Source organism: Cyanobium sp. Candia 9D4 (assembly GCF_024346155.1).
Taxonomy (GTDB): domain Bacteria; phylum Cyanobacteriota; class Cyanobacteriia; order PCC-6307; family Cyanobiaceae; genus Cyanobium; species Cyanobium minutissimum.
The window spans coordinates 45,297-58,236 of the sequence record NZ_JAGQCK010000003.1 but is presented as its reverse complement, the minus strand read 5'-3'; the positions used below and the strand labels follow the sequence as shown (position 1 = coordinate 58,236).

Genomic DNA, 12,940 nt, shown 5'->3' with positions numbered 1-12,940 from the left:
ATCAGGGGAAGTCCACCGGTTCGGCAGGGCGGCTGTCGTGCAACCCCTCGAAAAAGGCATCCAGCTCGTCCCGGATGCCAGACTCCTGCAGCAGCGCATCCCTTTGCTCCAGCAAGGCACTGGCTGATGGCCGCACCGGTGTGAGCACCACCGCGCCGCTCTCGGGATCGCGATGCACCTCCACCTCCGTTCCCTCGAAGCGGAACTCAGCCGGCAGGCGCACGGCCTGGCTGCGCCCGTTGCGGAACAGCTTGGCGCGCATCGACCTTGCGTGATGGATACCAAGTCTAGACCGAGCCTCTGGCCTCATGCCGCCTCCCATACGGCTTCCTGGAATCGGTGCAGCACCTCCTCCAGCTCCCCTCCGAACAGCTTGTTCAACCGCGGCCAGCCGCCGCCTTCCCGCCGGAACAGCAGGGCGTCGTCATCGAGTGCTTCGCGGTCCACGATCGTGATCGCCTTGGTCTGGTTGGCGATCCGTTGCAGCCACTGGCGTTGGGGGGAGGTCCAGCTGCGGGAGGCCAGGATCCGCTGCAGGGCCTTCTCCACCCGCTGCTCGTAGGGCACCAGCGGATCCCCCAGGGCCGCCTGGCGGATGTAGCCCATGATCGACGCGGCCATGTCCTGGTTGGTGGATTCGCGCCAGGCCGTGGCCAGGCTGGCCTCGTTGTAGCCCCGCTGGTTGAGGGCCAGCCTCAGCTCCCGCAGATCCGCCCGGGTGAGTTCCCAGGGACGCTGCAGCACCGTGGTGAGGGCCGGCAGGTCGTTGCCGGGATCGCGCACGAAGGCCGTGAACCCCTCCAGATAGTCCTCCGGACGGGTGGCGGCCCCATAGCCCCGCTCGATCGAGCGCAGCGCGTCCTCATGCTCCGAGAGGAACTGGGGCTGGCCTGGACCTTCCCACTTCGCATCCAGCAGGTCCCCCAGACCTGAGATCGTGCCCAGCCAGCGGCGGGCTTCCGCCAGCGGCAGCTGTTGCAGCCGCGTGATGAAATCAGCGGGTTCTTCACCAGTGAGCCGCCGGAACTCGGCCTGGGCGCCTTCGCTGAGGTGCCGCTGCTTGCGGCGCAGTTTGGCAATCAGCTGCTGCCGCACCAGTTCGCTGTCTTCCCCCTCGGTGGTGTCCAGTTCGTTGATCAGCTGGCTGAAGCTCACCTTGGGGTTCACCACCACCGGCTGCATCTGGGTGAACGCCTGCAGGGCGTCGTAGATGCCCACCGCATCGAAGATGCGGAAGCTGTCCTTGCCGATGGCCTCACACAGGCGTGTGGCACGGCCGATCATCTGGTCGTAGAGGATGCGGCTGTTCATGCGCCGCAGAAACACGATGTTGCAGATCGCCGGCACGTCCACACCGGTGCTGAGCAGATCCACCGTGACGGCCACATTGGGAAAGGCCTCATTCTTGTATCGGCGAATCAGTTCCCTGGGTTTGTCGCTGGCCCCGGTGACCTTGACCACGGCGTCATCCTCCACACCGTCGTAGCGCTCCCGGAAGGCTTCCTTCAGCAGCAGCACCACCAGATCGGCATGGGCATCGGTGGCACAGAAGATCAGCGTTTTCTGTGGCGACAGGGGATCCAGCTCATTCGCCAGTACCTCACACACCACCCTGTTGAAGGGCTCAGTGATCACCTGCCGGTTGAAGGACTCCACCTCGAAGCGCAGCTCATCGGGGGTGGTGAACAGCTCGATCTGGGCCGAGCGTGGATCGTAGGTTTTCACCTCCTCTCCGGCCCCCCAGCGGATGCCTTCGCTGGAGAGTTCGGTGGAGATCAGCACGGGTGGTTCATGGTCCACCAGATAACCATCCACCACTGCCTCGCGGTAGCTGTACACGAACACCGGCTGGCCGAAGATCTCTACGGTGTGCAACGCCGGGGTGGCCGTGAGGCCGATCTTCACGGCATCAAACGTCTCCAGCACCCGCCGGTACTTCGACACGTAGTCGTTGAAATCCCGGAACCCCAGCTCCCGATCGCTCAGTTCCCGATCCAGTAGATAACCCCGGTGGCATTCATCCACCACGATCAGGTCGTAGGTGTCGACCGTGGGTTTGTCTTCCTCTGCTCCGAGCAGCAGGCGCTGCACCATGGCCTGCACCGTGGCGATCTGCACCCGGGTGTCGGATTCGGTCTCCCGCTCCCCCAGCTCCTTGATGCCGTAGATGTCGGCGAAGCTTTGCAGGCTCTCCATCCGCGTTTCCTTGAAGGCATCGGCGGCCTGGGTGCCCAGTTCCGAGCGGTCCACCAGAAACAGCACCCGGCGGAAACGTCCTGTCTTGAGCAGGCGATAGATCAGGGCTACGCAGGTTTTGGTCTTGCCGGTACCGGTGGCCATGGCCAGCAGAATCTCCCGCTGCCCCTCGCCGATCGCCGCTTCGGTGGCCTCGATCGCCCGCCGCTGGTAGGGGCGCAGCGGAAAGCCGTAGCTGAACCCCTCACGCCGCAGTTGCTCGTGGGACTGGGCCACGTTCTGCCGCGCCAGCGCCTGGAGCCCTTCCGGTGAATACCAGCCATCCAGTGGGCCGGCGAGATTCTCGGCCCGGCGGAGATCCCGGAACCAGATGCCGCTTCGGGTCCGCAGCTGGCGCAGGTAGGGCCGGCCGTTGCTCGAGAAGGCGAAGGGAATTCTGTAGTTGCCGTCAGGTCCCCAGCCGCCGCTACTCAACTCCGATTCCTGGCTGGGCTGGAAATCGCGGCAGTAGCGCTGGGCCTGGGGCAGCACCCCGGCCACATCCTTGTGGGCCCGTTTGGCCTCCACGGCCGCGAGGGGAGTGAGACCCACGAACAGCACGTAATCAGCCGGGCCGCTGCTGGTGGGCCACTCGGCGATGGCCAGGCTGCGGTTCTTCTGCGGGCGGGCGCCTTTGCTGTAGCGGAGCTCTTGGCTGTCGGCCTCCCAGCCGGCCTGGCGCAGCTGCGCGTCGATCAGTTGGCGGGTGGCGGCCTCATCCAGCTCGATCGCGCCAGCCGCCGTGCGGGCCGCCTGCCGTAAGCCAGAGGCCACCGCCGCGGATTGCTGAGCGGCCGTGCTCTGCAGGGTCTGGAGCTGGGCCGCCAGAGCAGCCTTATCCGCCTCCACCTGCTCGGCGAGTTGCTCCCATTGCTGCTGCTCGCCAAGGGCCTGCTCCAGCTGGGCCTCAGCGGTACTGAGCTGCTCAGCCATCGCTCCCTCACTGGCCCGATAGGCATCGAGGGCGGCCTGCAGCCGCACGAGTTCCTGCTTCAGGTCTTCCCCTTCATCCACCGGGGGCTGGGGAGGCCGAAAGGGGCCACTGCGGAACTCCTGATCGCCGAAGCTGCGGTGGAACCACACCCCCAGCTGCCAGGCGATCTTGAGGGTGCTCAGGGCGCTGGTGTGGTCACCCTGCAGCCCATGGGTGGCGGCGTTGCCGTTCCTGCGAAGGTCGTGGAAGAGCCCTGCAACCTCCCGCTCGATCAGGCCTTCCAGCTCCAGGCGCCGGAGCAGGGCCAGCTGCGATTCCTCGATGCTGGTGAACACCCCAAAACGCGAGGCCACCTGCTGGGCCAGCCGCTCCCCCAGCTGCCGCAGCTTGATCAACGCCGTATTCGGGTCCTCGGGGAAGTACCGCTCCGCCAGCACCCCGAGCCGGAACAGTTGCTCGTCGTAGCCGCGCAGGTGAGCGAAGTTCGTGCTCACAACCACTCCAGCCACTGGGGATACGCCTTCAGCATGGCCTGAAATCGAGATCCGTTCATGCGAAGGACAAGGCAGCCGCCGGCATGCACCGGCCCTGGCTTTCTGTTTGGAACAGTTTGAACGAGCCGTGGTTGCGGTGGGGGTGCCTTCACAGCGGAATCACCTCAGCACAGTCAATCGAAAGCCGCCACGATCTCCCTACTCCTTCCCCTCTGGTCTGATCCACTCCCATGCCCTTCCGCTTCCGCCGCAGCGCCCGCCTTGGCCCCCTGCGGCTCAATTTCGGCAAGAGCGGCCTCAGCTCCATCTCCCTGGGGGGCCGCGGGGCGTCTTTCAACGTCCCGGTCGCCCGCGCCGGTGGCCCACGCACCACCGTGGGTTTGCCCGGCACCGGGCTTGGCTGGAGCGTGGAGCACGGCGTCGGGGTGCCCTCGGCGTCGCCGGAGGGCCTGCCCAACAGCCGCCGTTTCCGGCCCGGCCAGCTTGATGCCTTCCGGCAGGGGTGCCTGGGGGTGCTGCAGGAGCAGCTGTTCGCCCCCGGTTCCCATGGGCAGCGGCTCTGGGACCACAACCTCATCACCCGGCTGCTGGCCGATCCCACCATCGGCGGCCGCACCCAGGGTCTGTTGGCCGTGATCGAAACGCCGGAGGCGATGCAGGCCTACGTGATGCGTGCGCAAAGCCAGGACGACGCGAAGCGCCGGGCCCATCGTTGTGTGGAGGCGGTGCAGGAAGCGCTGCGGCTGGTGAACGCCCGGGGCTGGCTCAGGGACTAGGCCGCCAGGCGGCTCCTCCAGGAGGGCAGTCGTTGGTCAGGTGCGCGTGGGTCCGACAGCCGGGGGCTCTGACAGGGATGAATGTCTCGGCTGAAAGTATGGCCCTGGCATAAACGCCAATCATCTTGACCACGGACTTCCGCCGTCGCCGGCTGGCCGCTGAGCTGGCCGGCCGCCGGGTCCATTCCGGCATCGCGCTCGGAGACCTGTGAATCGATTCATGACCGGCCCAAGGCCTGTGCTCCCCAACTATCTATCTCCGGTGCTGTGCTGGAGGTCGCGTCTCTGATCCGATGACCAACAGCGAGCAAGGGGAGCTGAGGCTCCTGATGCCGGAAAGTGAATCGATACCGGTGGCGCCTGGTGTCGCTCAGGCCGCACTGGCGTGCAAAGGCATCCGCTCCACCCAGGATTTCCCCGCCGATCTCAGCGCTCTCAGCCGGGAGCAGATCGAGCACCACTACCAGGCGATGCGCAACAGCCACGCCTCCCTCACCCGCTCGAGGGCCCAGTTGCAACGCCGCTCAAGGGAGCTCACGGTGGCTCGCGAGCGTTTTCTGGAGACCCTTCGCAGCTATGAGGGCCGGTTGATGGCCCTGGGCCAGGAAAAGGCGGAGGCCCTCCGCATCGCCCAGGACATGCACCGGGAGCTGGAGGCCTTTGAGGACAAACAACAGGCCCTCGACGGCCTGTTGCAAGAGCTAGATGCCGCCAAAGATGAGGCCGGCTACTGGAGCATCTTCAGCATCACACGGCTGATCGAGCGCATGCGCCGCCTGCTGCGCGGAGGAAGAGAGGGCTGATGGGGGAACTGAGCGATCGCTTCGGCGAGCTGATGGCGCGCATGGCCAAGGGCGATGCCGATCTGTTCCGCACCGTGGGCCAACAGAACGCCGCGATCCGCCAGCTGGTGGAGGAGATGGCACCGGCAGAGGCCATCGGGGCCTTGAGTGAGTCCCCCCAGCCCTTGCTGCCGAAGGACCAATGCCATCCAGCAGCGCTCAAGGCCCGCTTCCGCACGGCCGCAGCGGCCCATGCCCATCTGGAGGCCGCCCTGGGACCAGCTCCCACCAAGAAGAAAACCTGGGACCATCTGAGCTCCGTGTTTGCGAATGGCGCCTGGCCCGCCCCTGCACGCTCGCTGTCGGTAGCGGGAGCTGGTCGTGGCGGCGTCAGCGAGGAAGCTCTGGCCCAAACGGAAGCCCGGCTGTTGCGGCGTATCGATCAGCTGGAAGAACGCCTGATTGGTTTGATCGAAACGCTGCTGTCAGGCAAGCCCTGATGACAGCGCAGCCTGAGCCCCGTTCTCAACCACGACGACCAAGGCAAGCGATCCGGCAGCTCAGGATCTGCCGGACAAACTGAGACGCGAGGACGTTCTCCCTGGCCGGAAGGCTCACCCCTTCAGCACCCCCCTCAGAAACCCATCACTCCAAGCCACCGCCGTCGCCCAGTTCTCCGCCTCGCTGAGGCCCGAACTCCGGGTGGGCTTGAAGCTGTGGTCCCCACTGGGGATCCAGCCCAGCTGCACCGCCGGCGAGAGGCTGTAGGTCTCCACCTCCTCGCGGCGGCCGAACGTGTCCCGCTCCCCCTGCAGGATCAGGGTGGGCGTGTGCAGGGCGGCCAGGTGCTCGGTGCGCAGCTGCAGCGGCTTGCCGGGCGGATGGAAGGGATAGCCCAGGCACAGGCAGCCCCGCACCCCGTCGCTGGCGGCCAGGTCATCCACCAGCAGGCTGGCCACCCGCCCGCCCATCGACTTGCCGCCGATGAACAGCGGCCGCTGCGGGCTCTCGCCCGTCTCCAGCCGCACCTGTTGGCGGAACGCCTCCTGCAGCACCGGCATCCGCTCGGGCCCCTGACGGCAGCCCGTCTCGCGCATCCGGGCCATGTAGCCGAACTCGAAGCGCACCACCCGCCAGCCCGCCCCGGCCAGTCCGCCGGCGATCGCCGCCATGAACGGGCTGTCCATCGGTGCCCCGGCCCCATGGGCCAGCAGCACGGTGGCCGGCGCGTCGTCGGGGCCGTCGATCAGGCGGGGGTCGGAACTGGTGCCCATACAGTCAGACCATGACACGCCGGATCGGCCACACGCTGCGTCGCGCTGCACGGCCTGGGGCCATGGGGGCCATCCTGCTGCTTGCGGCCGGATCGGCATGGGCCGATGGACGCGGATCTAGCCCGGTGCTCCGCCTCGACGGGATCGGCCCGTTGCGTCTCGGCATGGGCCGAGCCGAAGCCGTCGCCACCGGCTGGCTCTCCGATCCGGGCCCCGGTTGTGAGCTCGGCGGGCCGCCGCTGCCTGTCGTCTACAAGCTCAAAGGGCCCAAGGCGCCGGCGGGAATCGTCGGCACGGCCCAGTTCGATCGGGGCACGTTGCGGGTCTTCGCCTTCTCGGCCGGTGTGAGGACGACGTTCGGCGTCGCCATTCCCGGTGGCACCGTGAACGATCTGCTCAAGCGCGCCCGCGCCGCCGGCCTGTCCGCCACCTCGGTCTACGACGAGACGTTCGCCGGGCGATTCGTCACGGTGAATCGGGGCGGCCAGCAGGTGCTCGGTGCGTTTGCCGAAAAGAGCGCGATCGCCACGATTGCGGTGCCCTACGTGCCTGTCTGCGAATAGGGGCGAACCTGCTGGCGGCGGGGCAGGGGCGATTGGTGGCTTCAGGGAATCAACAGTTCCCTGTAATCGCCGCTCATGGTGGTCGCAACAGCAGCCCGGATGGCTTCCGTGGCCCGGCGAATCCTTGGCCAGCTGGTGCTCGTCAGGACAAGGATCGCGATGCTGCGATCCTGGAGGTTCTGCTGATAACGAAGGTTGGTATCGGTCGTGATGAGCAGCGCGTAACCCTCCTGCTCCGCCAGCCGGATCAGTTCGCCATTGGTGACGGTGGACCAGCCCAGCTCGTAGGCCGTGGCCACGACGTGGCCTTCCAGATACCTGCGCAGGGGAACCGGTGTCCCCTGATCGAACAGGATCCGCATTCAGACCGCCGTCGCCGCGGTGCTTCGGGCGACATGCTCCAGAACCAGCCGGGCCTGCGCGACGCTGACGCCAGGAAAGAGCTCGACAAACTCCTCTAGGGAAACGCCGTCTTCCAGATTTTCGAACAGGGCCGCCACCGGAATCCGAGAGCCGCGAAACACCCAGGCACCACTGACGCGCAGTGGATCGTGTTCCACGGCTGAACAATCCGCCCAGTCCAGATCCGATCCAGTGGCCATGGGTCCAGCCGGCAGCCGACGTCTTCAGGGTAAACAGCTCGCCCGTGGGTGGTCGTGGCGCGGCTGTCTCTTCACGGCAGCTCCAGCCAATCCCGCAGGGTCAGATCCAGAGGGTCATGCCGTCCAGTCTTTCCCCCCAGGCACCAGAATCCACGGGCCTGCCTTCCAACCATGGGCGCGATCCTGCTCACCGTTCTGACCGGGCTGCTGGGCTACGGCCTGGGCAAGGGCGTCCCCCGGCTGGTGCAGGGCTCGGGCCGCCTGGCGCGCCGCTCCCGCTTCAGCCAGCTGGCCTTCGGGTGCCTTCTGCTGGTCCCCTGGCTGGTGGGGATCGTTCTGCTGGTGCAGATCCCCCTGAACCTCGGGCTGCTGCTGCCGGCGATCGGCTATGCGGCCGGCATGGCCTGGGGGCGCCGCAAGGTGGGGTTGTAGCTGGGCACAACAATCGGCCCCTGACTCAAGCCCCTGGTAAGAGGCCATAGGATCGTCCTATCCGTTCTTCCCTGCGGCGATGGCCATGCGTGCCGTGAGCGTCAGCGGCCTCAAGAACAATCCGTCTGAGGCCCTGCGCCAGGCCAAGACGGACATCGTCGTGGTGCTGAACCGCGACCATCCCGACGCACTGCTGATGGGCCTCGACCAGCAAGGTCTCCTGCAGGCGCCGGGAGTCAGGCCAGCCCTGGCCACGGCCCTCTTTCGCGAAGGCGAGCTCTCTCTGGCCAGGGCCGCCCGCGTGGCCGACATGGACACCGCCACCTTCATCGCCCATCTCTCGCGCCTCGGCATCGCGGCGATCCGTCTGACGGAAGCCGAAACCCGCGCAGATCTCGACACCCTGGAGCAGTGGCAGCAATCGTCATCAGCGACGCCAGCCCCCTGATCGGCCTGGCCCAGGTCAACGGGATCGACTGGTTGCGCGAGCTGTTCGGAACCGTGATCCTCCCCGCCACCGTGGCCGATGAGGTGCTCACCGGCAGGTTCACCGATCAGGAAGCCAGGATCACCGCCGCGGTTGAGGCCGGTTGGCTGACGATCACGCCGGACCCCCAGCAGGGTCCGGCGTTGCCCGACCTCGTCGAAGGCGAAGCGGCCAGCATCCGCCTGGCCCTCTCCAGACCCGGACCGGTGCTGCTGTTGATCGATGAACGGGCCGGCAGGGCCGTTGCCCACGAGCTTGGCCTGAAGGTTGCCGGCACCGCTGCAGTGATTTGCATGGCCCGTCTGCGGGGCCTGATTCCATCGGCCCGGGCGGTGTTTGATGCGCTGCACAACAGTGATTTCCGCATCGCTCCGGCCGTGATCACGACGGTGCTGAAGCGCTGTGGCGAGATCGACGACGACTCCGCCAGCTGAACCCTCACCGCGGCAACTGCGATTCCAGCTCCCGTAGCCGCCCTTCGAGGGCCTCGATCCGCTCCAGGTAGGTGAGGGCCAGGGCCATCCCGGAGACGTTGAGGCCGAAGTCGTCGCGCAGGCGGGCGGCGCGGCGGGCCAGGCGCACTGTGCGGACGTGGAAGGTCCACACCGGCGCGTGCTGGGCGCAGCGGAACACCCCGAACTGCACCAGTTCGATCACCTCCTCGTGGCCCAGGCCCGAGGCGGCCAGCAATTCCTCGAGGGCCACGGTGCACCCCTCGTCGTCGTCGGGAATCAACAGATCGTCAGCCATCGGTGGAGGGTCCTTCGAGGTGGTGGCGGGGGTGGAAGGCGGAGGCTTCGGCGAGTTCGCGGTACAGCGCCTGCTCCCGTTCGCCGATCTTTTCGGGCAGCACGATCTGAATCACACCGTAGAGATCGCCCGCCCCGTCGCGCCGGTGGGGCAGACCCTTGCCGGCCAGCCGCAACTTCTGGCCGCTGCGCATCCCCGGCTTGAGGCTCACCGCCACCGGGCCCTCCAGGCTGGGCACGTTGATTCCGGCCCCCAGGGCCGCCTCCCAGGGGGCGATCGGCAGCTCCAGGTAGAGGTCGTGGCCCACGGCCTTGAAGCGGGGATGGGGTGCCAGCCGCACCTCCAGATAGAGATCGCCGGGGGCACCGCCGGCGATGCCGTCGCCCCCCTTGCCCGGCACCCGCAGCCGCTCCCCCTCCACCACGCCCCGGGGCACCCGGATCCGGCCGCTGCGGCTCTGCTTCTCCACCCGACCATCGGCCCCCAGCACCGGAACGCTGAGCGAGAACGACACCTCCGTCCCCCGGGCGGCCTGCTCCAGGCTCAGCTCGGTGGCCACCTCCACGTCCTGGCCGCGGATCGGGAAGTCCGCCCCCGGCCGCCGGGGTCCGCCGGTGCCGCCACCGAAGCCACCGCCGAAACCACTGAAGCCGCCACCACCGAAGCCCATCCGCTCGAAAAGGTCGGCCAGGTCCACCTCCTGCTGGCTGCCGCCGCCGCGTGAAAAGCGGGTTTCCCACTCCGGCGAGGGGTTGAAGTCCTCCCCGGGACGGTGGCGGCCGAGGTTGTCGTAGGCCTGGCGTTTCTCCGGATCTGAAAGCGTCTGATAGGCCTCGCTGATCTCCTTGAACCGTTCTTCGGCGCCCTCCTCCTTGGCCACATCGGGGTGGTACTGGCGCGCCAGTTTTCGGTAGGCCTTCTTGATCTCCTCGGCGCTGGCCTCGCGCTCCACCCCCAGGCTGGCGTAGTAGTCCTTGAACTTCATCGCAGCGTCCCTGCCCGGTGCCCGGGATCGGGGCCATCCTCCTATGCCCCTGCTGATCGCCCTGGCGGCGGTGGCCTTTCTCCATGCCTCGGTGGGCCACGCCAAGCGATCCGGGGGCGATGCGGGTGCCCCGCCGCCTGGAAGCGGCTGGCGGCCGGTTCCTGAGGCGACGAACCACGCCCCGCCGCGTCCGGTGTTCCCCTGGCGAGGGTGAAAAAAAGGGGGCCCAGCCCCCTTTCTGATCTTCAGCACCCTTGCGGTATGGGGCTGGGGATCATTCCTTGATCTTTGCGATCTCGGCCTTGGCCCGCTCCAGCACCTCGCCTTTGATCGGCACATAGCCCAGTTCGGCGGCTGTGGCCTGGGGTCCCTCCTGGAGGGCCCAGGTCAGGAACGTGCGCACGGCCTCCGCCTTTTCTTTCCCCTGTCCGCTCTGGTAGGCGAGGATCCAGGTGAAGGCGGCGATCGGGAAGCTGTCGGCACCGGCGGGATTGCATTCTTCCCCACCCAGACGCTCATCAAGCTTGATTCCGTTCAGGGCGGCAGCACCACTTTCCCCAGTGGCGAGCACAAAGTTGCCGGCCTTGTTCTGGAGCTTGGCGGGTTTGATCAAGCCTTGCACGTAGGCCTGGTTCAGGTAGCCGAGGGACCCTGGGGTGTTGCTGATCACACCGGCCACCCCTTCATTGCCCTTGCCGCCCACGCCAACAGGCCACTGCACGGCTTTGCCCTTGCCGACTTTCTCTTCCCACTCCTTGGAAAAACAGGACAGGGAGTTGGTGAACACGTAGGTGGTGCCGGACCCGTCAGAGCGGTGGGCCACCGTGAGGGGCCTGTCAGGACAGCCAAGCTGCTTCCAGTTGGTGATCTTGCCGAGGAAGATGTCGGCGAGCTGGGCCTGCGTGAGCTTCAGATCGGGACAGTCAGGATTGTTGTAGGCCGGGGTCACCGTGCCGCCGAGCATGGGGATCTGAACGGCGCCACGCTCACCAGCGGCACCTTTCTTGAAATCCTCCTCGGAGAGCTGCTCATCCGTGGCGCCGAAATCAACAGACCCGGCCAGGAACTGGCGCACACCGGCGCCGGAACCCACCGACTGATAATTCATCTTGTTTCCGGTTTCCGAGGCAAAATCGCCGCCCCAGCGTTGGTAGGCCGCGGCCGGGAAGGTGGCTCCCGCCCCACTGATGGAGGGCAGCGATTTGCTGCCGCCTCCCCCCCCGCCACCGCAGGCTGTGGCCACCAGGCCAATCAGGGCGATGGAGGCCGGTGCGGCAAGGCGCACAGACCGGCTGCGCAGGGAGATCGAAACCATTCGGCGATGCATGGAAAGGCCTCCTGACAGCCTCCACTCCTAAGCGACGCGCTCAGGAATGTCTTTATGGAAACATTATGGTCGCCACCCAGGCGGGGCTCGGTCGTCTTCCGGCAGGCGTCGACGGGGCCGTCAGGCTGACCTCCGCTGCCCGGGGGTATCCCTAGTCGGTCGCCTGCTCCTCCTCCTCTTGCGGCAGGGGCGGCAGGGGCGGGGGCGGCGGCAGCACCTCCAGCCCGGGTGGGTTGGGCGCGGTGTCGGGGCCGATCAGATCCACGGCGGTGCGCTGCATCACCAGCCGGAAGCGCAGGGGGGCCTGGGTGCGGTTGATGAACTCCTGCACGGCGGCCACCTGTTTGGGCGTGGGCAGCTCCGGATCGGTCACCCGCACCCGGGCCCGGATCAGCGGAGGGTTCCGCTGCCAGTCGATGTTCAGGCCCACCATGTCGATGGCAGGATCGCCGCCGAGAGTGATGGTGCTGCTGCGCAGACGCTGCTCGATGGCGGCCTCCAGCTGCTGGGCCTTGTTCTCCTGCCGGGTCTGGTTCACCAGCCGGAAGAAGCTGCTGCCCAGGGGGATCACCAGCAGGGCGGTGAGGGCGACGCTGGTGAGGCCCAGGCGGCTGTGGAACAGCCGGCGCCGGTACACCTTCTCAAGGGTTCCGAGGGACGCCATCGCCCCCACCATGATCCCGAGCAGGTTGGTGGCGAACAGCAGCAGCGCCCCGTAGGCCTGCGCCCAGTCGGCGGAGGACAGCAGGATCCCCACCACGCACATGGGGGGCACCAGGGCCACGGCGATGGCCAGGCCGGCCAGGGCCGAGATGGCGTCCTTGCGCAGCTTGGCGTACATCGCCACCGCCCCGGCCACCAGGGCCACCCCCAGATCCAGCAGGTTGGGGCTGGTGCGGTTCATCACCTCGCTGCCGAAGCTCGGAAACGCCACCAGATGGCCCACCGCCATCGCCAGCAGCACGCACATCACCACCCCGAGCAGCAGGGTGCGCAGGGCCCGCAGGAACATCGGCAGGCGCCCCCGCAGGATCTCGAAGGCCATCGCCTGCAGCGGCATGATCCACGGGGCCACCACCATGGCGCCGATTACCACCCCGGGGCTGTTGGCCAGCAGGCCCAGGCTGGCGATCAGGGTGGCGCCCACGGTGAGCACCACGAACACCTGGCTGAAGCTGGCGTCGTGTTCGAACTCCTGCTGCAGGGCGGCCAGACGCTCGTCGGCCGCAGGGGCGGGGGGGGAGGTCATGGCCGTGGCGGACTGTCGCACCGGACCCCATCCTGATGGCCCGCCGAGAT

The 12,940-nt window shown here is 67.3% G+C and carries 17 protein-coding genes; 8 read left to right on the top strand and 9 right to left on the bottom strand.

Translation table 11 applies throughout. The features are described from left to right. Position 1 precedes the first annotated feature (1 nt). Both KBZ08_RS08475 and hsdR read right to left on the bottom strand, forming a co-directional pair. A complete protein-coding gene (locus tag KBZ08_RS08475; RefSeq protein ID WP_254972405.1) occupies positions 2–262 on the bottom strand; it encodes an antitoxin in 261 nt (86 codons plus the stop codon). Between the two features lie 44 nt (positions 263–306). Further along, positions 307–3,669, bottom strand: a complete 3,363-nt coding sequence (gene hsdR, locus KBZ08_RS08470; protein WP_254972404.1) for a type I restriction-modification system endonuclease — start codon at positions 3,667–3,669, stop codon at positions 307–309. A 224-nt stretch (positions 3,670–3,893) separates the two neighbouring features. Here hsdR and KBZ08_RS08465 point away from each other — a divergent pair, with 224 nt between their 5' ends. From KBZ08_RS08465 to KBZ08_RS08455, 3 genes are all read left to right on the top strand, one after another. Beyond that, positions 3,894–4,439, top strand: coding sequence for a DUF4236 domain-containing protein (locus KBZ08_RS08465; protein ID WP_254972403.1), 546 nt, complete (start codon positions 3,894–3,896; stop codon positions 4,437–4,439). A 293-nt stretch (positions 4,440–4,732) separates the two neighbouring features. Further along, on the top strand, positions 4,733–5,242 hold the full coding sequence (locus KBZ08_RS08460; RefSeq protein ID WP_254972402.1) for a hypothetical protein: 510 nt from the start codon (positions 4,733–4,735) through the stop codon (positions 5,240–5,242). Further along, the gene (locus KBZ08_RS08455) at positions 5,242–5,721 is read left to right on the top strand and encodes a hypothetical protein (protein ID WP_106221823.1); all 480 of its coding nucleotides are present in this window, start codon (positions 5,242–5,244) and stop codon (positions 5,719–5,721) included. Before KBZ08_RS08460 ends, KBZ08_RS08455 begins: the two co-directional genes overlap by 1 nt. 114 nt (positions 5,722–5,835) lie before the next feature. On the opposite strand, the gene KBZ08_RS08450 is transcribed toward KBZ08_RS08455, so the two are convergent. Continuing rightward, positions 5,836–6,495 carry an alpha/beta family hydrolase gene (locus KBZ08_RS08450; RefSeq protein ID WP_254972401.1) on the bottom strand — a complete coding sequence of 220 codons (660 nt, stop codon included), beginning with the start codon at positions 6,493–6,495 and terminating at the stop codon, positions 5,836–5,838. A gap of 62 nt (positions 6,496–6,557) precedes the next feature. Here KBZ08_RS08450 and KBZ08_RS08445 point away from each other — a divergent pair, with 62 nt between their 5' ends. Beyond that, on the top strand, positions 6,558–7,058 hold the full coding sequence (locus KBZ08_RS08445; RefSeq protein ID WP_254972400.1) for a hypothetical protein: 501 nt from the start codon (positions 6,558–6,560) through the stop codon (positions 7,056–7,058). 41 nt (positions 7,059–7,099) lie between these two features. Here the strand turns inward: KBZ08_RS08445 and KBZ08_RS08440 are convergent, their stop codons facing one another. Both KBZ08_RS08440 and KBZ08_RS08435 read right to left on the bottom strand, forming a co-directional pair. After that, a complete protein-coding gene (locus KBZ08_RS08440) occupies positions 7,100–7,420 on the bottom strand; it encodes a DUF5615 family PIN-like protein (RefSeq protein ID WP_254972399.1) in 321 nt (106 codons plus the stop codon). After that, on the bottom strand, positions 7,421–7,660 hold the full coding sequence (locus KBZ08_RS08435) for a DUF433 domain-containing protein (protein ID WP_254947782.1): 240 nt from the start codon (positions 7,658–7,660) through the stop codon (positions 7,421–7,423). It abuts the gene before it with no gap. Between the two features lie 171 nt (positions 7,661–7,831). On the opposite strand from KBZ08_RS08435, the gene KBZ08_RS08430 reads away from it, so the two are divergent. The 3 genes from KBZ08_RS08430 (at position 7,832) to KBZ08_RS08420 (ending at position 9,013) form a co-directional block, all read left to right on the top strand. Continuing rightward, positions 7,832–8,092, top strand: a complete 261-nt coding sequence (locus KBZ08_RS08430; RefSeq protein WP_254972398.1) for a hypothetical protein — start codon at positions 7,832–7,834, stop codon at positions 8,090–8,092. An 85-nt stretch (positions 8,093–8,177) separates the two neighbouring features. Continuing rightward, the gene (locus KBZ08_RS08425; RefSeq protein ID WP_254972738.1) at positions 8,178–8,540 is read left to right on the top strand and encodes a UPF0175 family protein; all 363 of its coding nucleotides are present in this window, start codon (positions 8,178–8,180) and stop codon (positions 8,538–8,540) included. After that, positions 8,504–9,013 carry a DUF3368 domain-containing protein gene (locus KBZ08_RS08420; protein ID WP_254972397.1) on the top strand — a complete coding sequence of 170 codons (510 nt, stop codon included), beginning with the start codon at positions 8,504–8,506 and terminating at the stop codon, positions 9,011–9,013. The genes KBZ08_RS08425 and KBZ08_RS08420 overlap by 37 nt, the downstream gene beginning before the upstream one ends. Before the next feature lie 4 nt (positions 9,014–9,017). Here the strand turns inward: KBZ08_RS08420 and KBZ08_RS08415 are convergent, their stop codons facing one another. Next, a complete protein-coding gene (locus KBZ08_RS08415) occupies positions 9,018–9,329 on the bottom strand; it encodes a chaperone modulator CbpM (RefSeq protein WP_216910599.1) in 312 nt (103 codons plus the stop codon). Next, on the bottom strand, positions 9,322–10,314 hold the full coding sequence (locus KBZ08_RS08410) for a DnaJ C-terminal domain-containing protein (RefSeq protein WP_254972396.1): 993 nt from the start codon (positions 10,312–10,314) through the stop codon (positions 9,322–9,324). The genes KBZ08_RS08415 and KBZ08_RS08410 overlap by 8 nt, the downstream gene beginning before the upstream one ends. Before the next feature lie 43 nt (positions 10,315–10,357). Between KBZ08_RS08410 and KBZ08_RS08405 the strand changes: the two genes are divergently transcribed. Next, positions 10,358–10,528 (top strand): hypothetical protein, encoded by a 171-nt coding sequence (locus KBZ08_RS08405; RefSeq protein ID WP_254972395.1) that lies wholly within the window; start codon positions 10,358–10,360, stop codon positions 10,526–10,528. Between the two features lie 60 nt (positions 10,529–10,588). Here the strand turns inward: KBZ08_RS08405 and pstS are convergent, their stop codons facing one another. Both pstS and KBZ08_RS08395 read right to left on the bottom strand, forming a co-directional pair. Next, complete coding sequence (pstS, locus tag KBZ08_RS08400; protein WP_219904309.1) at positions 10,589–11,629, bottom strand: phosphate ABC transporter substrate-binding protein PstS; 1,041 nt, start codon at positions 11,627–11,629, stop codon at positions 10,589–10,591. A 163-nt stretch (positions 11,630–11,792) separates the two neighbouring features. After that, positions 11,793–12,890 (bottom strand): DUF389 domain-containing protein, encoded by a 1,098-nt coding sequence (locus KBZ08_RS08395; protein WP_254972394.1) that lies wholly within the window; start codon positions 12,888–12,890, stop codon positions 11,793–11,795. Positions 12,891–12,940: the final 50 nt, after the last annotated feature.